Annotated in this window: 21 protein-coding genes and 2 pseudogenes; 11 read left to right on the top strand and 12 right to left on the bottom strand. The window is 70.7% G+C overall.

The annotated features are described in order from the left end of the window. Positions 1 to 321: 321 nt before the first annotated feature. Positions 322 to 1,540, top strand: a pseudogene (locus AC4IHM_RS15365) (IS256 family transposase). A 154-nt stretch (positions 1,541 to 1,694) separates the two neighbouring features. Here AC4IHM_RS15365 and AC4IHM_RS15370 read toward each other — a convergent pair. Continuing rightward, entirely contained in the window at positions 1,695 to 2,438 is a 744-nt protein-coding gene (locus tag AC4IHM_RS15370; RefSeq protein ID WP_490867594.1) for an SDR family oxidoreductase, read from the bottom strand. A gap of 361 nt (positions 2,439 to 2,799) precedes the next feature. Here AC4IHM_RS15370 and AC4IHM_RS15375 point away from each other — a divergent pair, with 361 nt between their 5' ends. Then, positions 2,800 to 3,168, top strand: a complete 369-nt coding sequence (locus AC4IHM_RS15375; protein WP_490867595.1) for a hypothetical protein — start codon at positions 2,800 to 2,802, stop codon at positions 3,166 to 3,168. Positions 3,169 to 3,259: 91 nt separating this feature from the next. Here AC4IHM_RS15375 and AC4IHM_RS15380 read toward each other — a convergent pair whose 3' ends face one another. From AC4IHM_RS15380 to AC4IHM_RS15400, 5 genes and pseudogenes are all read right to left on the bottom strand, one after another. Beyond that, positions 3,260 to 3,742, bottom strand: a complete 483-nt coding sequence (locus AC4IHM_RS15380) for a hypothetical protein (RefSeq protein WP_490867596.1) — start codon at positions 3,740 to 3,742, stop codon at positions 3,260 to 3,262. Between the two features lie 1,399 nt (positions 3,743 to 5,141). Continuing rightward, positions 5,142 to 5,411, bottom strand: a pseudogene (locus tag AC4IHM_RS15385) (IS5/IS1182 family transposase); the annotation flags it as partial. Positions 5,412 to 5,500: 89 nt separating this feature from the next. Beyond that, positions 5,501 to 5,803, bottom strand: coding sequence for a hypothetical protein (locus AC4IHM_RS15390; RefSeq protein WP_490867597.1), 303 nt, complete (start codon positions 5,801 to 5,803; stop codon positions 5,501 to 5,503). 209 nt (positions 5,804 to 6,012) lie between these two features. After that, the gene (locus tag AC4IHM_RS15395) at positions 6,013 to 6,717 is read right to left on the bottom strand and encodes a restriction endonuclease (RefSeq protein WP_490867598.1); all 705 of its coding nucleotides are present in this window, start codon (positions 6,715 to 6,717) and stop codon (positions 6,013 to 6,015) included. Between the two features lie 101 nt (positions 6,718 to 6,818). After that, positions 6,819 to 7,256 carry an ATP-binding protein gene (locus AC4IHM_RS15400; protein ID WP_490867599.1) on the bottom strand — a complete coding sequence of 146 codons (438 nt, stop codon included), beginning with the start codon at positions 7,254 to 7,256 and terminating at the stop codon, positions 6,819 to 6,821. A 148-nt stretch (positions 7,257 to 7,404) separates the two neighbouring features. Here AC4IHM_RS15400 and AC4IHM_RS15405 point away from each other — a divergent pair, with 148 nt between their 5' ends. From AC4IHM_RS15405 to AC4IHM_RS15425, 5 genes are all read left to right on the top strand, one after another. Further along, positions 7,405 to 8,349, top strand: a complete 945-nt coding sequence (locus AC4IHM_RS15405) for a helix-turn-helix domain-containing protein (RefSeq protein WP_490867600.1) — start codon at positions 7,405 to 7,407, stop codon at positions 8,347 to 8,349. Then, the gene (locus AC4IHM_RS15410) at positions 8,306 to 8,443 is read left to right on the top strand and encodes a DUF397 domain-containing protein (RefSeq protein ID WP_490867601.1); all 138 of its coding nucleotides are present in this window, start codon (positions 8,306 to 8,308) and stop codon (positions 8,441 to 8,443) included. Before AC4IHM_RS15405 ends, AC4IHM_RS15410 begins: the two co-directional genes overlap by 44 nt. 70 nt (positions 8,444 to 8,513) lie before the next feature. Further along, positions 8,514 to 8,723 (top strand): DUF397 domain-containing protein, encoded by a 210-nt coding sequence (locus tag AC4IHM_RS15415; protein ID WP_490867602.1) that lies wholly within the window; start codon positions 8,514 to 8,516, stop codon positions 8,721 to 8,723. A 30-nt stretch (positions 8,724 to 8,753) separates the two neighbouring features. Beyond that, the gene (locus AC4IHM_RS15420; protein WP_490867603.1) at positions 8,754 to 9,002 is read left to right on the top strand and encodes a DUF397 domain-containing protein; all 249 of its coding nucleotides are present in this window, start codon (positions 8,754 to 8,756) and stop codon (positions 9,000 to 9,002) included. Positions 9,003 to 9,169: 167 nt separating this feature from the next. Beyond that, the gene (locus tag AC4IHM_RS15425) at positions 9,170 to 9,655 is read left to right on the top strand and encodes a cation:proton antiporter regulatory subunit (RefSeq protein ID WP_490867604.1); all 486 of its coding nucleotides are present in this window, start codon (positions 9,170 to 9,172) and stop codon (positions 9,653 to 9,655) included. Between the two features lie 12 nt (positions 9,656 to 9,667). Here AC4IHM_RS15425 and AC4IHM_RS15430 read toward each other — a convergent pair whose 3' ends face one another. The 3 genes from AC4IHM_RS15430 to AC4IHM_RS15440 form a co-directional block, all read right to left on the bottom strand. Beyond that, on the bottom strand, positions 9,668 to 10,729 hold the full coding sequence (locus AC4IHM_RS15430) for a PucR family transcriptional regulator (protein WP_490867605.1): 1,062 nt from the start codon (positions 10,727 to 10,729) through the stop codon (positions 9,668 to 9,670). Positions 10,730 to 10,767: 38 nt separating this feature from the next. Next, a complete protein-coding gene (locus AC4IHM_RS15435) occupies positions 10,768 to 11,991 on the bottom strand; it encodes a cation:proton antiporter (protein ID WP_490867606.1) in 1,224 nt (407 codons plus the stop codon). Positions 11,992 to 12,986: 995 nt separating this feature from the next. Beyond that, positions 12,987 to 13,277, bottom strand: coding sequence for a DUF3040 domain-containing protein (locus AC4IHM_RS15440; RefSeq protein ID WP_490867607.1), 291 nt, complete (start codon positions 13,275 to 13,277; stop codon positions 12,987 to 12,989). Positions 13,278 to 14,026: 749 nt separating this feature from the next. On the opposite strand from AC4IHM_RS15440, the gene AC4IHM_RS15445 reads away from it, so the two are divergent. Together AC4IHM_RS15445 and AC4IHM_RS15450 are read left to right on the top strand one after the other, a co-directional pair. Continuing rightward, positions 14,027 to 14,329 carry a zinc-ribbon domain-containing protein gene (locus tag AC4IHM_RS15445; RefSeq protein ID WP_490870841.1) on the top strand — a complete coding sequence of 101 codons (303 nt, stop codon included), beginning with the start codon at positions 14,027 to 14,029 and terminating at the stop codon, positions 14,327 to 14,329. Then, the gene (locus AC4IHM_RS15450; RefSeq protein WP_490867608.1) at positions 14,326 to 15,189 is read left to right on the top strand and encodes an MOSC domain-containing protein; all 864 of its coding nucleotides are present in this window, start codon (positions 14,326 to 14,328) and stop codon (positions 15,187 to 15,189) included. The genes AC4IHM_RS15445 and AC4IHM_RS15450 overlap by 4 nt, the downstream gene beginning before the upstream one ends. 90 nt (positions 15,190 to 15,279) lie before the next feature. Here AC4IHM_RS15450 and AC4IHM_RS15455 read toward each other — a convergent pair whose 3' ends face one another. Beyond that, positions 15,280 to 16,824 (bottom strand): flotillin family protein, encoded by a 1,545-nt coding sequence (locus AC4IHM_RS15455; protein ID WP_490867609.1) that lies wholly within the window; start codon positions 16,822 to 16,824, stop codon positions 15,280 to 15,282. A gap of 142 nt (positions 16,825 to 16,966) precedes the next feature. Next, a complete protein-coding gene (locus AC4IHM_RS15460) occupies positions 16,967 to 17,476 on the bottom strand; it encodes an NfeD C-terminal domain-containing protein (RefSeq protein WP_490867610.1) in 510 nt (169 codons plus the stop codon). Between the two features lie 232 nt (positions 17,477 to 17,708). On the opposite strand from AC4IHM_RS15460, the gene AC4IHM_RS15465 reads away from it, so the two are divergent. Next, positions 17,709 to 19,622 carry an NAD-binding protein gene (locus tag AC4IHM_RS15465; RefSeq protein ID WP_490870842.1) on the top strand — a complete coding sequence of 638 codons (1,914 nt, stop codon included), beginning with the start codon at positions 17,709 to 17,711 and terminating at the stop codon, positions 19,620 to 19,622. A gap of 43 nt (positions 19,623 to 19,665) precedes the next feature. Here AC4IHM_RS15465 and AC4IHM_RS15470 read toward each other — a convergent pair whose 3' ends face one another. Further along, positions 19,666 to 21,501 carry a S9 family peptidase gene (locus tag AC4IHM_RS15470; protein WP_490867611.1) on the bottom strand — a complete coding sequence of 612 codons (1,836 nt, stop codon included), beginning with the start codon at positions 21,499 to 21,501 and terminating at the stop codon, positions 19,666 to 19,668. A gap of 142 nt (positions 21,502 to 21,643) precedes the next feature. Between AC4IHM_RS15470 and AC4IHM_RS15475 the strand changes: the two genes are divergently transcribed. Further along, entirely contained in the window at positions 21,644 to 22,441 is a 798-nt protein-coding gene (locus AC4IHM_RS15475) for an SURF1 family protein (RefSeq protein ID WP_490867612.1), read from the top strand. Positions 22,442 to 22,451: the final 10 nt, after the last annotated feature.

Below are 22,451 nucleotides of genomic sequence, written 5' to 3' on the forward strand. Positions count from 1 at the left end.
AACGTCGCAGCCGCACAAGTACCGCGACGGACTCTGGTGGACAGTCACGAAGCCGAACGAGCAGCCCTGATACCGCCGTTGCAACGTCACAAAGGCCCTGTACCGCGTTCGGGGCGAAGAGGTCGCGGGTTCGAATCCCGCCACCCCAACAGTGAGGTCAGGATGGCGTCCCGTGGTGTGGTGTAGGGGATCTTGGCGGGAATGTGCGCCTGTTCTGAGCCGTCGTGTGCGTCGACTGCCTGCGAGTGCTCCCTGAACACGAGGGCGGCCACCGTGTAACTGTCCTGGGTGAACGGGCAGTTCGACCCAAGGGGGTACACGGTGGCCTTGTCCCAGCATGACCTACTTCGCCTGCTGGAGTCACTGCGTTCGGCGGATGGTCTTGAACTCGTGCGCGAAGTCGCCGAGCGGTTGTTGCAGGAGTTGATCGAGGCCGAGGCCACCGCGCACATCGGCGCCGAGTGGAACGAGCAGACGGCCACGCGGACCGGCTACCGCAACGGGGACCGGGACAAGACGGTGACCACACAGGCCGGCGACCTCGAGCTCGCGATCCCGAAACTGCGGGCCGGGACCTTCTTCCCCAGCCTGCTCGAACGCCGGCGCCGCATCGATCAGACCCTCTACGCCGTCGTCATGGAGGCCTACGTCCACGGGGTCTCCACCCGCAGCGTCGATGACCTGGTCAAGGCGCTCGGTTCGGACACCGGCATATCGAAGAGCGAGGTCTCCAGGATCTGCGGCGATCTCGACGAACAGCTCGACGCGTTCCGCACCCGGCCGCTGGACCACACCCGCTTTCCTTACGTGTATCTCGACGCGACCTACGTCAAGGCCCGCATGGACCACCGGATCGTCTCCCAGGCCGTGGTCATCGCCACCGGTGTCACCGAGGACGGCGGCCGCGAGGTCCTGGGCGTCATGGTCGGCGACAGCGAGACCGAGGCCTTCTGGGCCACCTTCCTGCGCTCGTTGCGGGACCGCGGCCTGAGCGGCGTCCGCCTGGTCATCTCCGACAGCCACAGCGGCCTGGTCAAAGCCATCCGCAAGGTCATGCTCGGCGCCGCCTGGCAGCGCTGCCGGGTTCACTTCGTCCGTAACGTCTTCTCCGCGATCCCCAAGGGCGCCGCGGAGATGGTCGCCGCGACGATCCGCACTCTCTTCGCTCAGCCCACCGCCGAAACCGTCCGGGCTCATCTTGACACTGTCGCGGACATGCTCGGCGAACAGTTCCCCAAGGTCCAAGAGATGCTCCTGCACGCGAAGGAGGACCTGACCGCCTTCGCGGACTTCCCTCACCAGCACTGGAAGAAGATCCAGTCGACCAACCCGCTCGAACGGCTGAACCGGGAGATCAAGCGCCGGTCCGAACGTCGTCCAGGTCTTCCCTAACACCGCAGCCGTCAACCGGCTCGCCACCGCCGTCCTCGCCGAACTCCACGACGAGTGGATCGCCTTCCCCCGCCGCTACCTCTCCACCGAGAGCATGGACAGCCTCTATCCGGACACCACAACCCTCCTGCCCGGCACAACCGAGTGATCGCCTACACCACGCCACGGGACATGACCCCGCACCACCACGGTCGGTTGACCCCACCCCCACGAGGGTTGCGGGCCCCGGACGAGGGGCTACGCAGCGGCGTCACCTCCGTTCGCCCGCCGACCCGTGACCCCAGCGCCGGCGCCCCGATTGGCTAGAGGACGCCTCCGTTGGCACGAATGTTCTGGCCCGTCACCCATCGTCCGTCCGGGCCCGCGAGGAAGGCGACCACGTCTGCCAGATCCTCTGGGCGGCCGAGGCGTCCGAGTGAGGTCATTCCGATGGTCATCGCCAGCTTTTCCGGCTCGTTGGCCGCGTTCAGGAGATCAGTGTCCGTGGCGCCGGGCGATACGGCGTTGACCGTGATGCCGCGTGCGCCCAGCTCGCGTGAGGCCACCAGGGTCAGCTGTTCCAGGGCCCCCTTGCCGGCTGCGTAGGGGGCGTTGCCGGGTGCGGGGAAGACGGTGTTGAGGGTGGAGATGTTCACGATCCGCCCGCCGTCCCGCATGTGCCGTGCGGCGTAACGCACAGTGAGAAACACCGACTTCGCGTTGACGGTCATCACTCTGTCGAAATCGGCCTCGGTCGTCTGCGCGATGGGCACGACCTCGGTATGCACAGCCGCGTTGTTGACCAGGATGTCCAGGCCATCGAGCCGGCGTTCGGCCGTGGCCAACAGCTCCTCGGCCGAGCCGGGTTCGGCCAGATCCAGCTGGAGCGCAATGACTTTCCCGCCGGCCTTCTCGGCCTGCCGCACGACCTCGTCCGCGGCGTCCCGGTTCTGCGCGTAGTTGAAGACCACAGCCGCGCCGTCCCGCGCGAGGCGCAGCACGATCGCCCGGCCGATCCCCCGTGAGCCTCCGGTGACGACAGCTGCCTTGCCGGTGAGCACCGCCATGTTCTCTCCCGCCTTGATGGCTCGTCCGTCGCGAGCACCCATACCCACCCAGCGGCCCCAAAAGAGCAAAGGCCCCGTGGCACACCGACCGATGGAGCGCCTCGCTCCTGGCCGGGACGTACTCCTGCGCAGGGCCGGTGAGGCGTGCGGCGCTGCGGATTCCCGTCGGTGACCGGTGTCCGAACGGTACGAGGCCGCGGTCGGCGCCGGCCTCGACGTACCGCCGTCCGCCGCCGTGAACGCGTGTGCCGTGTCGCCGGGAGAGATGACGCGTTGGAACGAACGGGTTCGGCAGTGACCGAAGCAGGGAGATCGTCCACCGGGTCGACTCCGGCAGCAAGCACGTGAGGTGAGTGGGACTGTGAAAGTGGAGCGCTGCGAGGAGTGCGGCGGCCGGGTCGTCATCGGGCTCGGGTGCGACTGCCCGCCGGGCTCGCCCGGTTCGGCGACCCCCCGTTCGGTGAAGGCGTCCGTGAAGAGGGAGTGGCGGGCTCATCCGGATGACACGATCCTGATCTCCTCGGGGCAGTGCGCGCACCTGCCCGGCTGGTGCGACCACATGACCGAGGACGACGTACGGCCCCCGGGATGGGGGTGGATCCCGAATCCTCCGCGCGGGCTCTGGGAGCGGTTGAGCAGTACGTTTCCGGCGACCGCGACCGAGGGCAATCCGAAGCGGACGGCCGTGCGGCGGTGCTCCACCTGTGTGGCGAACCTCGCCCAGGGCTGACCACCGCCCTCCAGCACCGCTGTGCTCCCGCTTCAGTGGACGCGGCCGTACCTGTCGACAGCCGTGCCCGCCTGCGCCGGCATCAGCAGGGTCAGTAGGCGATGATGAGCCGCGCAGACGGCCGGTCGATCACAGCTGCGTCGGCGAGGTCGCTGTCCGGAGTGCGTCCGCGGGTTGGCGCGGGTTGGGCGGTGATCCCAGGCTCGACGGTCCGGGGGACTCCAGGCACGGATCTGCGTGCAGATCCGCTCCATAGTGAGGTAGGCGATGGAGTCGCCCCTCGACGAGGGCGGGGCTCAGGGCGGGTGAAGCTGGGGCGGTGGAGGCCGGTCTCCATCGCTGCGGCCTTCGCGGTGATACGGCAGGTCGCTCGTTCGGTGGCGCTCAGACGCAGCCAGAAGCCGTCGAAAGACTCGCCGGAGCCGGCCGTCTCGTCGGTCCAGACGACCGACTTCGGCCAGGTGAGGGCGTCGCACAGCAGCTCTGGGGCGATGGGCTGGTCCTCGTCCCAGGAGAGCCTGACGAGTCGGTTGTCGTCGATGTAGGCGTTCCGCTCGCCGTCCTGGCCGATCACCGGGAGGAAAATCCTCCTACGCCTCGCCCGCCACTGAATCAGCGCCCTCTTCGCCACGCTCCGCGACAGAACCTTCCGCGAGCCCAGAAACCGACGAACTGCCTGACGAAGAGCATGGGGCCCTCCTCGGTTGTCACCAGCGGCGAGCCGTTCCCAGGACAGCATCCGGCTTCCCTTCAGAAAGACACGATCCCGGGCAAGCACTGACAGCTCCTCCCTACGAGAGGGCCGCCCCGGCCGCCTGGGGAACGGAGCACAGCTCCACCGCTTGCGCTCCACCTCGTTCCGCACCAAGGTCGGCTTGACCGCGCGGCTCAGCCTGGACAGCCAGCCAGCGATCGACGCTCTGCGCTGAGGTCATGGCACCGAGACTCGGCATGATGTGTTTCTGGCTCAGGTGATGCAGTTACCGACAGTGCATGCCTGCCGTCGCGGCTGACTGTCGTCGGTCGAAGCACTGACGATCTTCGAAACCAGGCACCAATGGCACTCACGAAGGGCGCTCCATGTCCTTGACCTGGTCATTGAGACCCAGCCGGAGGCCGCCGCCGACCTCGTGCATGCCCTACGGTTGCTCCTCGGAGCAACGTCACACCCATTTTCAGAGGAGCAGACAGTGAGCCCCTGGGCTGTCGCACTTATCATCTATTCTTCTCTCGCACTATTGTCCTTTTTGCCAGTCCTGCGCGTTCTCATCAGATGGGTTAATCTCAACCCCGGCGGCCCGTCATTTGATCAATCGCCACATTTCTCCGAGGACGGAAAGGCCCTGCTAGAACAGAACTTTGAACGCATGCAAGGGACTCTTATATTCTGGAAGACACAAGCTGAACGCTATCGGACGTTTCATATTTACTCGCTATCCTGGATCAGCCTCTCCACGGTCGGCGTCCCCCTACTGGCGCAGGCCACTACCGAAGACCCCTGGTCTAAGTGGCTGCTGACAGTGGTAGCGACTCACTCGGCCGTACTGCTCGCCGTATCACGCGCTTTCCGAGTGGAAGCGCACTACAAGGCCTTCAGGAGTGGGGAATCAGAGTTCTACGACCTGTATCGCCGAATGCTTGACCGACCGAGAGTTTTCGGGCAGGAGCAGAGTGAACAAATTGACAAATACTTTGAAAATGTGGAAACGGTACGGAAGGTAGTCCGCAATGCGGAAACCGATAACTTTCCGTCAGTAGAAGATGCGCAAGGGATTGTCGTGTTGCGCAGCGATTCCCCGTCCGGTACCCGTCAGCCCTAACACAGCGAAGGCCGGTTTCCATACGATGCTTCTCGCAGCACCGGTCGAGCGGTTGGGCCGCGCCTCAACGACAGTTCGATATGTGTCCGTACCTCCGGTCACGTTGTTCAAGGCGGGCACCTCTGCGGTGAGGGCCGGGTTGTGCAGCCGGGCGATGCCGGACTCCGTGAAGGCCCGGCAGTCGTTGCGGCTGCCGGGCAGCGGTAGACCGATGATCACGACCAGGCGGCTGTTGGCGTCGATGACGACCCACAGGCTGGTCGAGTACCGGTAGTTCTTGCCGGATGCGGCGACACCGCGGTCGCGGGTGGGCACCAGGATGCCGTCGACGATGCAGACGGTGTCCTTGCGCGGTCGGCGCGCGGGCGAGACGGCCAACAGCGGTGCGAGATGGTCCAAGACTCGGTCGGCCGCGGACTTCGAGCAACGGCGCCACCAGTACGAGGTTGGTTGCGGGCCGTCCGTCTTGTGATGGCCTCTGTCTCCAACGGGTCTTCAAGTTGCTGGCCGTATCAGGTGAGGAAGGTATTGAAGCCTCTCGCTGCCGGCTGCCCGCCTCGGGCCTTGGAATCGACGTTGCCGTGACGTTTGGGCCGCAGAAAGTGAGGAACCACGACAACTGCACGAGGAGCGAAGGGTTCGAGGATGTCGGCCATCGTCGCGATCACTCGCTGACCGGGGCGTCGCGCCAGGTCAGTGGCGTGGCCGTCTTGAGCCACGAGGACGATCGTGCCGCCGTCGGCCACCAGTGAGTAGTTGGACGGGTGCTCGGCTTCCCCGGTCTTCTTCAGGCCGGCCAGAGCCTTGCGGATCATCTGGAGGTTGCCCGACCGTTGCTCCGGAGAGAGCCGCGGTCATACGGGGCGAGCACGCCGTCCACTCCTTCCAAACCCCTGGTTGCACCCTTCCGCACTGTATAGACGCCGTCATCCCATTCTTCTGCTTGAGGGCGCTAAAGATCGCAGAAGCGAACACTGAGACACCCGTCCTTTGGCGTTGGTCTGGTAGCAACTGAGCCGTCCCCTCAGTCTCCGTACGCCTGCCTCCAGCGTCTTCGATGCCGGGTGTCGCCCTGGCCCGTGCCGTTGATCCGGGACAGGGCGGGGAGGGTGGCTCCGGCGTTCCAGGCGCCCAGGTGGTCGCGGTGTATGGCGAGGATGCCGTGCTGGACCGCGAAGCGTTCCGAGGGGCGGCTGAAGCGGGTGGTCGTGACGAACACGGCCATGTCGGCGTCGAAGTGCACTCTGGCTCCCAGCAGGTCGCGGAGTTCGCGGCCGGCGATGGTGCTGGTCGGGGTGTAGCGCTTGCACTGGATCACCATGGTGCGGCCGTCCGGGAGGCGGCCGAGGACATCGGCTCCGTTGTCGTTCGCGCCGCCCACCCTGCGTACCTCCGTGCACCCGTCCCGTCGGCACAGGCTCGCGACCAGTTCCTCGAACTCCGTGCCGGTCATCGCGTCCACCTCGGTCAGCGTCCGTCGCCCGGCGGCGAGCGCGTCCGCCTGCCGCCACACCTGGTCCCGCCCGCGTACCAGCCGGTCCGTGCGCCACAGCCACCACGCCGCCGTCCCCACCGCGGCCAGCAGTACGGCCCCTGTCGCATAGGGCCAGACCACCGACCAGAACATCACCACCAGGACCGTCGCGACGGCAGCGCCCGCCGCCGCCCGTTTCAGCCGGGCCGCCCTCCGCCTTCTCGCGGCGGCACCTCGTCCGCGCCGGGTTGCCATCCGTGCCTCCCCTCCCCCAGCACAGGAGTCTCGCCAACGAGGATCGGCACGAGTAGAGCGCGCGGTCGGCCATTGGCCGGATCCCGCGCCGTGCTCCGGGCTCAGTCCCTCGGCTCGTCGGCCACGGCGATCTCCGCCCACACCGTCTTGCCCACCGGGCGGCGGGGCTCCCAGCCCCAGCGCACCGACAGCACGTCCACCAGGAACAGGCCACGGCCCGACTCCCCTTCGGGGCAGGTGGGCGGTGAGCCGGCCGCGGGACGTTTCGCGCTGGCCGCGTCCGCGACCTCGACGCGGATCAGGGCCGCCGCCTCGTCCAGCGCGAGTCGCAGACCGAAGGTATGGCCCGGTACGTGGCCGTGCCGGACCGCGTTCGCGGTCAGCTCCCCCACCACCAGGGCCACCGCGCACGACGTGTCCGACGACCTCGCGTGCCCCCATTCCTCCATCCGCCGTACGGCCAGACGCCGGGCGAGGCGGGCTCCTCGCGGTGACGATGCGAACTGCGCCTTGAACGAGGGGGGCGTTCCTGTCAGCACGGCTGGTTACGTCCTTGTCTTTCGTCCGAGGAGTCGAGCGGCAAGTGCTCGTTTCGTTACGTTCCGCACTCAAGGGTCGGTCCGTCGTCCTACGCTCGGAAGGTGACGCGGCATTACCTCTCAGGCCGTAAGGAACGGAAGTGACGCCTTGGCCAAAGAAATTGATCCCGGTGAGTCCTTCGCCGCCCTCTTCGGTGCGCGGGTACGCAGGCTGCGTACCTCGGCCGGCTTGGCCCAGGCCGAACTCGGGGCCAAGGCCCACGTGGTGAGTACCCGGATCACGCAGATCGAGCGGGCCTCCGGGGCGAAGCCCACGCTGGAGCTGGCACGTGCGCTCGATTCCATCCTCGGCGCGGAGAATCTGCTGGTCGAGCTGTGGCCGTACGTGTATCGGGAGGCCTTCCCCGACTGGTCCCGCGCGTTCATCCGTCATTCGGAACGGGCCATTTCCGTCCGGGAGTACGCCGCCCATGTGGTGCCGGGTTTGTTGCAGACGGAGGAGTACGCACGGGCGGTACTGAGTCTGGACACGCTGGTCGACAGCAAAGAGGAACTGGAGGAGCGGGTCGCGGCCCGGATGGGGCGGCAGCAACGTCTGATTCCGCCCGGCCATCCGGAGTTGTGGGTGGTCCTGGACGAGGCGGTACTGGAACGTTCGATCGGCGATCTGGACGTGATGCGGAGGCAGTTGCGGCGCTTGCTCGACGCGTCCGCCGAGCCGCACATCACTGTCCAGGTGATGCCGTTCGACCAGGGCGGGCACGAGGCGATGGGCGGGTCACTGACCGTCCTGACGCTTCCGGACGGCTTGGAAGTCGCTTACGCAGAGGGGTCGGACTACGGCCGGCTCACGGAAGAACCGGCCAACGTCCGTCACTACAAGGCGATGTACGATCAATTGCGGGCGGCAGCCCTGCCTCCTCTCATGTCGCTCGACATGATCCAATCCGTGATGGAGGACAGCTATCGTGGCGCGAATGTCCCATCCCGTTCCGAACGACGCCGCCTGGCGCAGAAGCAGTTACAGCAATCAAGCGGGGGGCGACTGCGTGGAAGTCGCCGACGGATTCCGGGCCGTCGTCCCCGTCCGTGACAGCAAGGTCCCGACCGGACCCGTGCTCTCCTTCGAGTGCGACTCCTGGATTGCGTTCATAGGCCAGCTCAAAGCCATCCCGCACCGTCCCTGAGCCGACCGGCCCACTGGTACGCCGTAACACATGTTCCGATCCGAGACGGAGGGCTACCACCGTGAAACGAATGTCCCTTCCCGATCCGAACGACGCCTCCTGGCGCAGAAGCAGCCACAGCAACCAGGCAGGAGGCAACTGCGTGGAAGTCGCCGACGGATTCGCGGCCGTCGTCCCCGTCCGTGACAGCAAAGCCCCCGACGGCCCCGTGCTCCACTTCGACCGCGACTCCTGGACCGCGTTCATGGGCGAACTCAAAACCGACCCGCACCGCCCCTGAACCGACCATCCCACCGGTACGTCGTACGACATGATCCGATCCGAGACGGAGGGCTACACCGTGAAACGAATATCCCTTCCCGATCCGAACGACGCCTCCTGGCGCAAGAGCAGCCACAGCAACCAGGAGGGCGGCAACTGCGTAGAGGTCGCCGACGCATTCCAGCGCGTCGTCCCCGTCCGTGACAGCAAAGCCCCCGACGGCCCCGTGCTCGCCTTCGACCGCGACTCCTGGACCGCGTTCATGGGCGAACTCAAGACCGACCCGCACCGCCCCTGAGCCGACCGGCACGCTGGCGCCGCGGTCCTCGATTTGTCATGTGCGCGTAGTGTACGCACCGCCTCACTGTCTCGACCTCCGACCTGGTTGGCGCGTTTTCGCCGACGGCGCTCTATGGTGTCTCGGGTTGTCCAAGGAAAAGCCTGGGTCGAAACAGGGGGCCAGTCGTGGGTGCTGCGCGTACGAGCAGGACGCCGTTGCCGGGGATCGGGGTGCGGTACGACCTGGTCACCCGCGAGCGGCGTCAGCTGTCGGTGGTGGCGGAGCGGGACGGGGCGCGGACGCTGAGCGCGTACCGCACGGATGATCCGGACGACTGCGCGCTGTCCGTGAGGTTGACCACGGAAGAGGCGGCGCTGGTCATCGACGCGCTGATGCCCGCCCATCACAGTCCCAGCCTGCTGTCGACGACCGAGCTGGGCCTGGTCGCGGAGCGGGTCGGGCTGTCGGCGACGTCCTACTGGAACGGACGCGTGCTCGGCGACACCCGGATGCGTACGGAGACCGGCGTGTCGATCGTGGCGGTGCTGCGGCGGGCCGAGGCGATCCCGTCACCGGGGCCGGACTTCCGGCTGGCCGGCGGGGACACGCTGATCGTGATCGGTACCCGCGAGGGCGTCGACGCGGCCGCGGAGGTCCTCGGCCGGGAGTGAGCGGCACGGCCCTCACAGCGGCCTGGTCGGCCAGTCGAGCAGGCGGGCGCCGATGACCGCGGTCTGCAACGTGTAGCGGTGCGCGGGGTCGGCGGGATCGGTGCCGGTGAGCGTGCGGACGCGTTGCAGCCGGTACGTCAGCGCCCGCACACTCAGTGTGAGCCGGCGGGCGGCTTCGGCGGCCACGCAGCCGGTGTCGAAGTAGACGGTCAGGGTGTCGAGGAGGGGCTGGGCTCCGCCGCGCGCCTGCTCCAGCGGGCCGAGGGTGGCCTCCACGAGGTCCATCAGGGCCTGCCGGTCGCGGGCGAGGACCGGGAAGATCAGCAGGTCGGCGGCGCGCAGCAGCGGGTCGTCGAAGCCCATGCGCTGGGCTGTGTCCAGGGCGTTGAGGGCCTCCTCGTAGGAGTGCCCGATCCCGGTGGAGCCGGGCCGGGGGCGGCCGACGGCGACCTGGCCGCCGTCGGTGGCGGCGTGGGCGTGCTTGGCGAAGTGGAGCAGTACGTCGTCCTGGTCGCCGGGCGCGATGCATATCATGCGGCCGTCCTTGGCGGTGAGCAGGATGCGGCGGTTCTCGAAGCGGGCGAACAGGGTGTCCGCCACCTGCCTAAAGGCGGAGTCGGTCTCGACGTACTTGTCCGCGCCCTCGGCGACCGCCACCGCGTGGGCGCGGGAGAGCCGCAGCCCGAAGCGTTCCGCACGCGCGGCGAGGTGTCCGGGGTCGCCGCCCCCGTTGAGCAGGTCGTCGATGAACCCGCGACGGGCCTCTTCCTCCTGCCGTATGACCAGGCGCTGGGCCCGCTCGTAGCCGTCCGCGAAGGCGTCCAAGGCCTGTTCGACCACGGACAGCACGTCGCGCGGGTCGGCCTTGTCGGGCCAGGCGGCACGCCCGGCCGCGAGGTGTTCGCGCACCAGCACGCGCCATCCGTGGCCGGACATCGCGGCCCTCGCGCCCAGCTCGCGGCGCGAGTCGCGCTCCTGGGGGGTGAGGCCGCGGCCGGTGGCGGAGGCGTCCGCCACGATCCGGGCGTAGCCGTCGAGGAACTCGCCAGGCCTGTCGTGCACGGGGTCGTCCATCCCTCCTGCCGTGGCGGGCCGAGGGGCCCGGCGCGTTCTCAGACGTTGATGTGCGGGGAGTCCGCGGTGGGCTCCGCGCCGGTGGCGGCGGACCCCGGGGCCGGTGCGGTGGGCCGGCGGGTGACGCGGCGCGCGATCGGCTCGGTGAAGCGGGCGGTGAGGGGGCCGAGGACGACCAGGATGAGGACGTACGCGGTGGCCAGCGGGCCGATACGGGGCTCCACGCCCACGGCGAGTCCGGCGATGACGATGGAGAACTCGCCGCGGGCGACCAGGGTGCCGCCCGCCCGCCAGCGGCCCGCGCCCTGGATGCCGGCGCGGCGCGCGGCGTACCAGCCGGTGGCGACCTTCGTGAGAGCGGTGACGGCGGCGAGGAGCAGGGCGGGGACGAGGACGGGCGGGATGTCGGCGGGGTCGGTGGACAGGCCGAAGAAGACGAAGAAGACGGCGGCGAACAGGTCGCGCAGCGGGGTGAGGAGGCTGCTGGCGCCCTCGGCGACCTCACCGGACAGGGCGATGCCGACGAGGAAGGCGCCGACGGCCGCGGAGACCTGGAGTTCCTGGGCGAGCCCGGCGACGAGAAGGGTGAGGCCGAGGACGACCAGCAGCAGCATCTCGGCGTTGTCCGAGGAGACCGCGCGGCTGATCAGGCGCCCGTGGCGGAGCGCGACGTAGAGGACGGCGCCGACGGTGCCCAGGGAGATCAGCAGGGTGACGCTGCCGCCGGCCAGGCTGACGCCGGCCAGCAGGGCGGTCAGGATCGGCAGGTAGACGGCCATGGCGAGGTCCTCGATGACGAGGACGCCGAGGACGACGGGGGTCTCGCGGTTGCCCAGCCGGCCGAGGTCGCCGAGTACCTTGGCGATCACTCCGGAGGACGAGATCCAGGTGACGCCGGCGAGTGCCACGGCGGCCACCGGGCCCCAGCCCAGAATCAGCGCCGCCACGGCGCCGGGGACGGCGTTGAGGACGAAGTCGACCAGGCCGGAGGGGTACTGGGTCTTGAGGTTGGTGACCAGTTCGGAGGCGCTGTACTCCAGGCCGAGCAGGAGCAGCAGCAGGATGACGCCGATCTCCGCGCCGGTGGCGACGAACTCCTCGCTGGCCTGGAGCGGCAGGATGCCGCCGTGGCCGAAGGCGAGGCCGGCCAGCAGGTAGAGGGGGATGGGGGAGAACCCCACCCGGCCCGCGAGGCGGCCCAGGAGCCCCAGGGCGAGGATGATCGCTCCCAGTTCGATCAGCATGGCGGTCGTGTCATGCACGGGCGACTGTCCTCCGGTTCGGGTTCGGTGGCGGCGTCTGTGCCTTCTCGGGCTTCTCGGCCTTCTCGGTCAAGGGCGCGGTGGGTCGGCGCAGCCGAGGGTGGCGTGGTGTGCGGGGCCGGTCCGGGTCGGTCGGGCCGGGGCGGCGCACTGGCGCGGCGGGGGTGGGGTGAGGGTGGGGTAGGGCCGGGGGTGGCGGGATGTGGCCGTTCGGCGGCGGACGGTCGGCGTTGGGCGTTCGGGTGCGACGTGCGGCGTTCGGCTTCGGCGTTCAGCAGGTGCGTCGGGCCGGGTGCGGGGCCGGGAGGTCAGGCGCCGAGGCGGGCCGCGTTCGCATCAGGAACGCTGTCACGGGCGGTGTTGTCGATACGCACGGTCCTGACGGCCGGGACGGCTCGATCCATGTCGCGTCCCCTCAGTCGTCTCGAATTCCGTCGTCAACACACCACGAGCGGTACGGACACGGTCGGCATGGGCCGAGTATCGCGAATGCCGAGTGTCGCACCGCAAAATGAGCACCCAATCACTCAAGGGAGCGTCACGGCTCGGTAAAGAAGTTTACCGCACGACTTTTTACGCACTGTGGTGCGTTCCATCACATATGCGAATGAAATGGTGTGCGGTTCACGGTGATTCATCGAGCACGCAGGGGACCGCGGGGCGGTCGGCCGACGGGGGCCGCGCGGCGGGCCGGCCCGGGGTTGCCGACGAGGGGGCCGTACAGGCGGCCGGAGACGATGCCGCCGGCGCTCGGCGCACCCGGGGCGGCGACACCGGCCGTGCCCGGCGGTACGGGCCGGTCGCGGCCGGGGCGACATGCCGCTGCGCCGCGATGCCGGGGCGGCCGGCAACGGGCTGGCGGAGCGGGTGGGGCGGGGCGCCGGCGGGGGCGGGGGCGGGGCCGGGCTGGTCGGCGGTGGTGGCCTGGGCCGGAGCCGAGCGCGGAGCCAGGGGCAGGGACAGGGCCACGGGCGAGGCCGGGAGCATGGGCGGGGTCATGCTCCCGGGGTCGGGCTGCGGGGTTTCCGTTCGCGGCGGTCGGGGTCGAGGAGTTCGCCGGCCACTCCGGCGAAGACCAGGCCGGCGGCGATGAGCAGGCCGTGGGCGATGACCACGCCGATGACCAGTGCGCCCAGGGCCACGGCGAGCAGCAGCCAGGCCCGGCGGGAGCGGTACTCGCGCGGTCGGCAGGGGCGGCCGTCGGCGAGGCCGCGGGCGAACCGGGGGTCCTCACGGTGCAGGCCGTTCTCGATCTCGCTGAGCTTCTGGTTGTAGGGGACGGGCATGGTGTCCTCCTCCCGGCGCGGGGCCCTGGGCGGGCGACGCGGTCAGTGGGGCGGGCCATGTGCTCTCCTCACGGGGTGGGACAGCACGATCACGCCAAAACGGAGCGGCACGTCCACGCGTACGCGGCCGTCCACGCGGGGACGACGGTGGTACCGATCGGTCCGTGGCCCGCAAGGCCTCCCGCGACCGGCAGGGATGCGGCCGACCCCGGCGGTGCGGTCCGGTCGTGTCGCTGCGTTCATCGGCGCGGGCTCCTCTCGTGGTCGGACGGCCCGTGGCCGGGGCCTTGGCGGGCCCGGCGCGTCCTTCGCGGTACGAGCGCCGCCGACCGGCCGGTGCCGCCGTCGAGTGCGGCGGCCTCTGGGGCCGATGAAGGGGAGTTGCTTCCAGCGTCCCCCACCCGGGGTGACGGCACCATCCGGGGCGGTACCCAAATACGCCCGCGTGCGGTGTGTAGGCGTGTATGGGGCCCGCGTCACGCCCCCGGGACCCCTGGCCCGCCCCGGAGGGCCGGCCGGCCCCCGGGTCCGTGCGATCTTGCCGTGCCTGCCGCCCCGCGTGCCGGGGCGGCCCGATGCCGATCGTCGCCGCCGTCGACGTGATGCCGGCCAAGCGCGGGACGTCCGTGGACGAACCCGCCGACCGCCTCGGAACCACCCCCGCCGACCCGGCGGTGCACTCTGGGACTCTGGGAGAAGATCCGTGTGCCCCTCGCGCCCGCGGGGACCGACCCGAGAAGGACCACCTCGTGATCATCTTCGGCACCAAGAGATACGTGTACCAGCTCGCGATACTGACGCTGGTGTGCGGCCGGTGCGGCAACCCCGCCGCGCACACGCTCAGGAAGCGCGTCACGAAGTTCACGCTGTTCTTCGTGCCGCTGTTCCCGTTCTCCACGAAGTACGCGACGCAGTGCACCTTCTGCGGCGCCGAACAGCAACTGCCCAAGGAGCAGGCGGAGCGGCTCCGGTCCCAGGCGGGCGGCACGCCGGGCGGCCCCGGCGGTCCGTCGTACGGGCAGCCGCAGCAGCAGCCGTACCGGCAGCCGTGACGACCGCCCGCGTCGCCGAGCTGACGTACTACCCCGTCAAAGGGTGCGCCGGGGTCCGGGCGCGCGAGGCGACGCTGACGCCCGCGGGACTCGCGCACGACCGCAGTTTCATGGTCGTCGGCGACGACGGCGTCTTCCGCACACAGCGACGGGACCCGCGGCTGGCCGTGATCCGGCCGGAGATCAGCGCCGACGGCCTGCGACTCACCCTCCGCGCGCCGGGCGACAGGGGGAACGGGGGCGGCGACCGCATCAACGTCGAGGTGGACACGACCGGCCCCCGGCGGCCCGTCGAGCTGTTCGGGACGCCGTACCGCGGCATCGACCAGGGCGACGCGGTGGCCAAGTGGCTCTCGGACCTGCTCGGCACGCCCAGCAGGCTGGTCCGCGTGCCGCCGGAACACGACCGGGTGACGGACGGCAGGACGCCGGGCACCTCCGGCTACGCCGACAGCGGCGCCGTGCACGTCCTCTCCCGCTCCAGCCTGGACGAACTGTGCCGCAGGCTGGCCGAGCGCGGCGAACCCCCGCTGCCGATGAACCGCTTCCGCCCGAACATCGTCGTCGACGGCTGGGACGCACCGCACACCGAGGACCGCGCCCATCACCTCACCCTCGGCACGGCCGAACTGGGCTACGCCAAGCTCGCCGTCCGCTGCGCCGTCACCATGGTCGAGCAGGAGTCCGGCACACCCTCGGGCCCCGAACCGCTGCGCACCCTCGCCGGCTACCGCAGGGCCGCCCGGGGCGGCATCGCCTTCGGCACGAAGTTCTCCGTGCTGCGACCCGGCACGCTCCGCGTCGGGGACGACGTGACCGTCGGGCAGTGGGGGGAGTCCGAGCTGCGGGCCGGACGGTAGCGGGGGCCGTCGTCGGGACCCGGGACAGGGCCGGCCCGCCCAGGAGGTCTGGGCGGGCCGGTCTCCGGACGGGGTCCGTCGGACGGGGTGTCAGTCGGTGATCTCCACCTTGCCGTTGGCCGGGCGGGCGGGCTGGTCCGTCGTGTCCGTCGGGCGCAGCGGCTTCGGGTTCTGGCCGATGATGTTCTTCAGCAGGGCCGCGAGGTCGACGCCCGTGGTGGAGCCGAGCAGTTCCATGCCCTGGGCCACGTTGTCGGCGACCGTGCGGGACAGTTGGCTCGCGCCGTCCGTCGAGATGACCGTCATCTTGTCCACGGCCGAGAGCGGCTCGGACGCCTTGGCCACCACCTGCGGCAGCACCTCGACCAGCATCTGCAGCACGGCCGCCTCGCCGTACTGCCCGAAGGCGTCGGCCTTCTGACGCATCGCCTCGGCCTCGGCCGAGCCCTTGGCGCCGATCGCGGCGGCCTCCGCCTCGCCCTCGAGCCGTACGGCCTCGGCGATCGCCGCACGCCGGGAACGCTCGGCCTCACCCTGCTTGAGGCCCTCGATGGCCTCGGCCTCGGCCAGCGCGCCGCGCCGCTGCTTCTCGCCCTCACCGGTGAGCCGGGCCCGCTCGGCCTCGGCCTGGGCCGCGGCGATCTCCGCCGAGCGCTCGGCCTCCGCCTGCTTGACCCGCGCCACCCGGCGGGCCTCCGACTCCTGCTCGGCCGCGTACCGCTTGGCGTCGGCGGGCTTGCGCACCTCGGTGTCGAGCTGGCGGTCCTTCAGGGCGGCCTGCCGCTCGGCGACCTTCTCCTGCTCGGCGAGGATGTCCTGCTCCCGGGCCGCCTCGGCGAGCGGGCCCGCGGCGTTGGCGCGGGCCGACGCCTGGTCGGTCTCGGCCTTGATCTCGGCCTGCTTCAGGTAGAGGGTCCGCTGCGCGACCGCGATCTCCTCCTCGGCCTTCAGCCGCGCCTGCTCGGCGGCCCGCCGGGCCACGGCCTCGGCGATGTCGGCCTCCTGCTTGGCCCGCGCCGCCTCGGGGCGGCCGAGGTCCTCCAGGTAGGAGCCCTCGGTGGTGATGTCCTGGATCTGGAAGGCGTCCAGCACCAGGCCCTGCCCGGACAGGCTCGCCTCCGCCTCCTCGGCGACCTGCCCGGCGAACGCGGCCCGGTCCCGGATGACGTCCTCCACGGACATCCGCCCGACGATCGCGCGCAGTGCGCCGGACAGCACCTCCTGGGTGAAGCCGACGATGCCGTCCTGCTGCATCAGGAACCGCTGGGCGGCGGCGCGGATGGCGTCCTCGGTGCCGCCGACCTTGACGATCGCGACGCCTTCGAGGTTGGCCTTCACTCCGCGCAGCGTCACCGCGCCGCGCACGGCGACCGGGATGTGCCGCGAGGAGAGGTCGAGCGTGAACTTCTGCTGCACGAACGGCACGACGAACACGCCACCGCCGACCACGACCTTCTGGCCGCTGTTGTCGGTGAAGACGCGCCCCGTCTCGGGATCGGTGGACTTCTTGCCACGCCGTCCCGTGACAATGAACGCCTCGCTCGGGCCGGCCACCTTGTAGCGGCTGACCACCACCAGCGCGAGCAGCACCAGGAGTACGACGACTCCCACCACCGCGATGACAACTGGACTCATGACAACGCCCCCGAATCACAGAACACAGAGAGGAACAACGGAACACAGGAAGAGACAGAAATACGGAAGAAGAAAGGCGAGTGAAAGACAGAAGTGAGAGACAGAACAGAGAGAACGGCCAGAAGTGCCGGAGGGGAAGCAGTCAACGGTCGACGGGGCGGACCACGACGGACGTGCCCGTCGGTACCGACTCGACCCACACCTCCGCACCGCGCGCCACCGGCTCCGCGCTTCGGGCCGCGCACTTCAACGGCTGACCGCCCAGCCGGAGCAGCACCTCGCCGTAGCCGTCCGCCGGAATGGCGGTCACGACCTTGCCGGAGGTGCCGAGAAGGTCGTTCGTGCGGGGCGTGACGGCGGTCTGGTCCCGCATCAGCGCGCGGCTGAAGCGGTACGTCAGCCAGCCCGCCGCCACTCCGGCGGCCACACCCACCCCGGTGGCGCCCACGGGGCCGGTCCAGCCGGTGCCGAGGGCGATGGCGCCGCCGAAGCCGGTCATCGCCAGGAACCCGGCGACCACCGGCAGCGACAGCCACCCCTCCAGGACGCCGTCCAGCACCCCGTCGAACACGCCCTCCAGCACTCCGTCGAAGATCAGCGCCAGGGCGAGCAGCACGACCCCCGTGATACCCAGCCCGAGAAACCAAGCCATGCGCGCTTCCCCCTCCCGACCGTCGCCGAGCCACGGTGAAACGAATCATCACATGCGGCGCTCCGGCATGTCATTGCCGTGTCCCGGCAATCTTCACCCGCCCTCGATGCCGTCCCCGTTCTCTTCCGGCTCTCGTGGAACCGCACCCGCCGCCTGTACTGTCTTTTGACAAATGGGGACACATACGGGGAGCGTTCCGAACCAGGTTCCGCAGGGTGACACCTACGCGCACATGGTGGTGTGCGGAGACGACGGGCTGGCGCATCGCCTGGCGGCCGAACTGCGCGGTGTCTACCGCGAACAGGTCACCCTCGTCGTCCCGCCCTCCGGGGGCCGGGTGCGCCAGCCGGTGGTGGGCCGGGCCCGCGCGGCCTCGGCGGCGCTGCTGGACATGGTCAACGCGGCCGTCAGCCGGACCGGCAACGGCGACCAGGGCGGCACCAGTCGTGAACTGGAGGCCGCCGAGCCGACCGAGGAGGTGCTCACGGAGGCCGGCGTGGACCGGGCCACCGCGCTGGCCCTCGTGTACGACGACGACGAGACCAACATCCGCGCGGCCCTGACCGCCCGCCGGCTCAATCCGCGGCTGCGGCTGGTCCTGCGCCTGTACAACCGGCGTCTGGGCCAGCACATCGAGGAACTCCTCGACCAGAGCGCCGCGCTGGCGATCGGCGCCGGACGGGCGGGCGGGCCCGGCGGCGCCGAGTCCTCGACGACCGTGCTGTCCGACGCCGACACGGCCGCGCCGGCGCTCGCGGCCACCGCCCTCGTCGGCACCAGCAAGGTCGTGGAGACCGACGGTCTGCTGCTGCGCGCGGTGGAACGGCACCCGCCGCGCCCCGGTGAGGTGGCCGACCCCGGGCTGTGCACCCTCGCGCTGCTGTCCGCGACGAGCAACGACCCGGCCGGGGCCGACGGTTCCGAGGACAGCGGCGACCAGGGGCCGCAACTGCTGCCCGACGCGGCGGCGGTGGCGGCGGCGACCGGGCGGGGGACGGTGGCCCTGGAGCAGGTGTCGTACTCCGGGCCGCCGCTGCCGGCCCGGCGCGCCGTCGTGCCGCCGTTCAGCGAGCTGTTCTCCCTGCGGCTGCGGTGGTCGCTGGCCGGTCTGGCGGCGTGCGTGGTGGCGCTGGCCGTGGCGCTGATGGTGGTCACGGGCGACCATCCGCTGCACGCGACGTATGTGACGCTGCTGGACCTGTTCTCCATCAACGAGCCCGCGCACAACGACGACGTGGGCCGCCAGATTCTGCAACTGCTCTCCGGGTTCGTGGGCCTGCTGCTGCTGCCGGTGCTGCTGGCGGCCGTGCTGGAGGCCCTCGGGACGTTCCGCAGCGCGTCGGCCCTGCGCAAGCCGCCGCGCGGGCTCGGCGGGCATGTCGTCCTGCTCGGCCTCGGCAAGATCGGCACGCGGGTGCTGACCCGGCTGCGGGAGATGGACATCCCCGTGGTGTGCGTCGAGGCCGACCCCGAGGCGCGGGGCATGGCGACCGCGCGGCGGCTGCGGGTGCCGGTGGTGCTCGGGGACGTCACCCAGGAGGGCGTCCTGGAGGCCGCCAAGGTCCATCGCGCGCACTCGCTGCTCGCGCTGACCAGCGTGGACACGACCAACCTGGAGGCGGTGCTGTACGCGCGGTCCGTGCGGTCGCAGTTGCGGGTGGTGCTGCGGCTGTACGACGACGACTTCGCGACCGCCGTGTACCGCACCCTGCGGGCCGCGCACCCGGACGCGCTGACCCGCAGCCGCAGTGTGACGCACCTGGCGGCGCCGTCGTTCGCCGGGGCGATGATGGGGCGGCAGATCCTCGGGGCGATCCCCGTCGAACGGCGGGTGCTGCTGTTCGCGGCGGTGGAGGTGGCGGGGCATCCGCAGCTGGAGGGCCGGACGGTCGGGGAGACCTTTCGGCCGGGGGCCTGGCGGGTGTTGGCGCTCGAGGTCTCCGAGGGGGAGCGGGGGGACCCGGGTGCCGGGGCGGGCGCGGATCCGCAGGGCGCGGGCGCGCAGGGTGCGCGGGAGTCCCGGTTGGTGTGGGAGGTGCCCGACACGTATGTCCTCCGGGGCGCGGACCGGGTGGTGCTGGCGGCCACCCGGCGGGGGCTCGCGGAGTTACTGGGGCGGCGGTCGCGGCAGCGGTCGGACGTGTAGGGGGCGGCGCCCCCCACACCCCCGGCCGGCGGCGGTGGGGAGGCTACGGCCGAGGCAGGTGCCTTGCCGCGAAGTCGAGTTCCAGGCGGAGCTGCTTGATGCGTTCGTCCACGACCAGGGAGCCGTGTCCCGCGTCGTAGCGGTAGACCTCGTGGGTGGCGCCGCGGGCCTCCAGGCGTTGTACGTAGTTCTCCACCTGGCGGATGGGGCAGCGCGGGTCGTTGACCCCGGCGGAGATGTAGACCGGGGCCTTGACCCGGTCGACGTAGGTCAGGGGCGAGGAGGCCTCGAAGCGCTCGGGGACCTCTTCGGGGGTGCCGCCGAGCAGGGTGCGGTCGAGGGCCTTCAGGCCCTCCATCTCGTCGTGGTACGCGGTGACGTAGTCGGCGACCGGCACGGCGGCGATGCCCAGCGTCCACGCGTCGGGCTGGGTGCCGACACCGAGGAGGGTGAGGTAGCCGCCCCAGGAACCGCCGGTGAGGATCAGCCGGCCGGGGTCCGCGAGGCCCGAGGCGACCGCCCACTCGCGCACCGCCGCGATGTCCTCCAGCTCAATGAGACCCACCCGGTGCTTGAGGGCGTCGGTCCAGGCGCGGCCGTACCCGGTGGAGCCCCGGTAGTTGACGCGGACCACCGCATACCCGTGGTCGACCCAGGCGGCGGGGCCCGCGGCGAAGGAGTCGCTGTCGTGCCAGGTCGGGCCGCCGTGGATGTCGAAGACCGTCGGGAGCGGGCCCGCCGCACCGGCCGGCTTCTGGACCAGGGCGTGGATGCGGCCCCCCGGTCCCTCCACCCACACGTCCTCCACCGGGACCGAGCGGGGCGACTTCATGCCGGGCGGGTCCAGGACGACCCGGCCGGTGGTGGAGCGGACGGCCGACGGCTCGGCGGACGACGACCACAGGTACTCCACGGTGCCGTCGGGGCGGGCCGTCGCCCCGGAGACGGTGCCCGCGGGGGTGTCGATCTCCAGCAGCTCGCGCTCCGCGAAGTCGTAGCGGAACAGCTCGCTGCGGGCCTCGAAGCCGTGCACGAGCAGCAGGCCGCCGCCGTCCGGATACCACTCGGCGCTGACGTCGCCGGGCAGCTCCAGGGCGAGGTCGGTCTGCTCCCCCGTGGCCACGTCCCACACCAGCGGCTCCCAGCGGCCCCGGCGCTGGTGCCCGATGAGCAGGCGGGTGTCGCCGCCGACCGGCGCGAAGCCCAGGACCTCCAGGCCCAGCTCCTCCCGGCCGCCCTTGGTGTCGTCCAGCTCGGCGACCGTCGTGCCGTCGGGGCGCAGGACGCGCAGCGCCGAGTGCATGGCGTCGCCGTGCTCGGTGTGCTCGATCGCGATCAGCGTGCCGTCGTGGGAGAGGTCGCCGACGCCCGCGGACTCGCGGTGCCGGTAGATCTCCACCGGGGCGGCGCCGTCGCCGCGGGTGAGGTGGATCGTCGTACCGTCCTCGTCGGTCGAGCGGCCGACCACGGCCGTGCGCCCGTCCCTGCCGAGGGCGAGGCCCGCCGGGTAGGAGTGGCCGAGGCCCGGCACCGCGACCTCGTCCGGGCCGCCCGTGAAGGGCTGGCGGCGCCAGACGCCGAACTCGTCGCCGTCCTTGTCGTCGAACCACCACACCCACTCGCCGTCCGGCGAGAGCACCCCGTCCGTGGTGCCGTTGGGCCGGTCCGTGACCTGGCGCTGCTCGCCGGTCGCCCGGTCCCAGGCGTACAGCTCGTAGGTCCCCGTCGCGTTGGACACGAACAGGGAGCGGTCCGGGGCGTCCTCGGCCCAGTCGGGCAGTGACACTCTCGGCGCCCGGAACCGCTTCTCCCAGTCGGGCATCTGCTCGCCCTGCGTCTGCCGCTCGTCCGCCGGCCCGGACCCGTTGCTCTCAGTCATGGCCCCATACTGCCCAACCCGGGGACGGCGCGCAGACAAGATCCCCAGCCTGTGGAAAACCTTGCCCGTCCGCTTGCCCTCCGCCACGTTTTCCACAGCCCCGCGGCAGGGCCGCACGGCCGCGCCCCGTACCGTGGAGGGCGTGTACCGGTTTCTGCTGACGCCCCGATGGTGGGGGATCAACGTCTTCGTCGTCCTCGCCATCCCCTTCTGCGTCTTCATGGGTTCCTGGCAACTGGGCCGGTTCGAGGACCGGGTGCAGGACCACGAGACCGCGTCCACACAGCACGAGGCGGCCCGCCGGGAAGCCGCGCGGCCACTGGCCGAGCTGCTGCCCGTGGACCAGACGACGGTCGGCAAGCAGACCACCGTGACGGGCCGGTACGACGATCAGCTGCTCGTCCCGGACCGGAAGCTGGACGACCGGGACGGCTTCTACGTCCTCACCCTGCTGCGCACCGACGGCGGCAAGGCCCTGCCGGTCGTCCGCGGCTGGCTGCCCGGCGCCCCCGACCCGGCCAGGGCCCCGGCTCCGCCCACCGGCGAGGTCACCGTCACCGGTGCGCTCCAGGCCGCCGAGTCGCCCGGCGCGAACGGCGTCAGCGGACGCTCCGGGTGGCCCGCGGGACAGACCGGCGCGATCAGCGCGGCGACCCTGCTGAACCTGGTGCCGTACAACGTCTACGACGCGTGGGTCACGCTCAACGAGGGCGACTCCGGGATGCGGGCCGTGCCCGTCAGCGCGCCGCAGAACACGGGGCTCGACCTGAAGGCGTTCCAGAACCTCGGCTACACCGCCGAGTGGTTCGCCTTCGTGGGCTTCGTCGTCTTCATGTGGTTCCGGCTGCTGCGCCGCGAGGTCGAACTCGCCCGGGACGCGGAACTGGGCCTCGCGCCGGAGGACGAGCCCGAGCCGCAGCCCAGCCCGTCCGGCGTCTGACGCCGGGCTC

It is taken from the genome of Streptomyces sp. SL06 (assembly GCF_058244745.1).

Coding starts and splice junctions, on each gene's coding strand:
- AC4IHM_RS15370 (WP_490867594.1), bottom strand. CDS start 2,438: ATGGCGGTGCTCACCGGCAAGGCAGCTGTCGTCACCGGAGGCTCACGG.
- AC4IHM_RS15390 (WP_490867597.1), bottom strand. CDS start 5,803: ATGATCCGCAAGGCTCTGGCCGGCCTGAAGAAGACCGGGGAAGCCGAG.
- AC4IHM_RS15395 (WP_490867598.1), bottom strand. CDS start 6,717: ATGGCAACCCGGCGCGGACGAGGTGCCGCCGCGAGAAGGCGGAGGGCG.
- AC4IHM_RS15415 (WP_490867602.1), top strand. CDS start 8,514: ATGTCCCTTCCCGATCCGAACGACGCCTCCTGGCGCAGAAGCAGCCAC.
- AC4IHM_RS15420 (WP_490867603.1), top strand. CDS start 8,754: ATGATCCGATCCGAGACGGAGGGCTACACCGTGAAACGAATATCCCTT.
- AC4IHM_RS15430 (WP_490867605.1), bottom strand. CDS start 10,729: ATGGACGACCCCGTGCACGACAGGCCTGGCGAGTTCCTCGACGGCTAC.
- AC4IHM_RS15440 (WP_490867607.1), bottom strand. CDS start 13,277: ATGCCCGTCCCCTACAACCAGAAGCTCAGCGAGATCGAGAACGGCCTG.
- AC4IHM_RS15455 (WP_490867609.1), bottom strand. CDS start 16,824: ATGAGTCCAGTTGTCATCGCGGTGGTGGGAGTCGTCGTACTCCTGGTG.
- AC4IHM_RS15460 (WP_490867610.1), bottom strand. CDS start 17,476: ATGGCTTGGTTTCTCGGGCTGGGTATCACGGGGGTCGTGCTGCTCGCC.
- AC4IHM_RS15465 (WP_490870842.1), top strand. CDS start 17,709: ATGGTGGTGTGCGGAGACGACGGGCTGGCGCATCGCCTGGCGGCCGAA.
- AC4IHM_RS15470 (WP_490867611.1), bottom strand. CDS start 21,501: ATGACTGAGAGCAACGGGTCCGGGCCGGCGGACGAGCGGCAGACGCAG.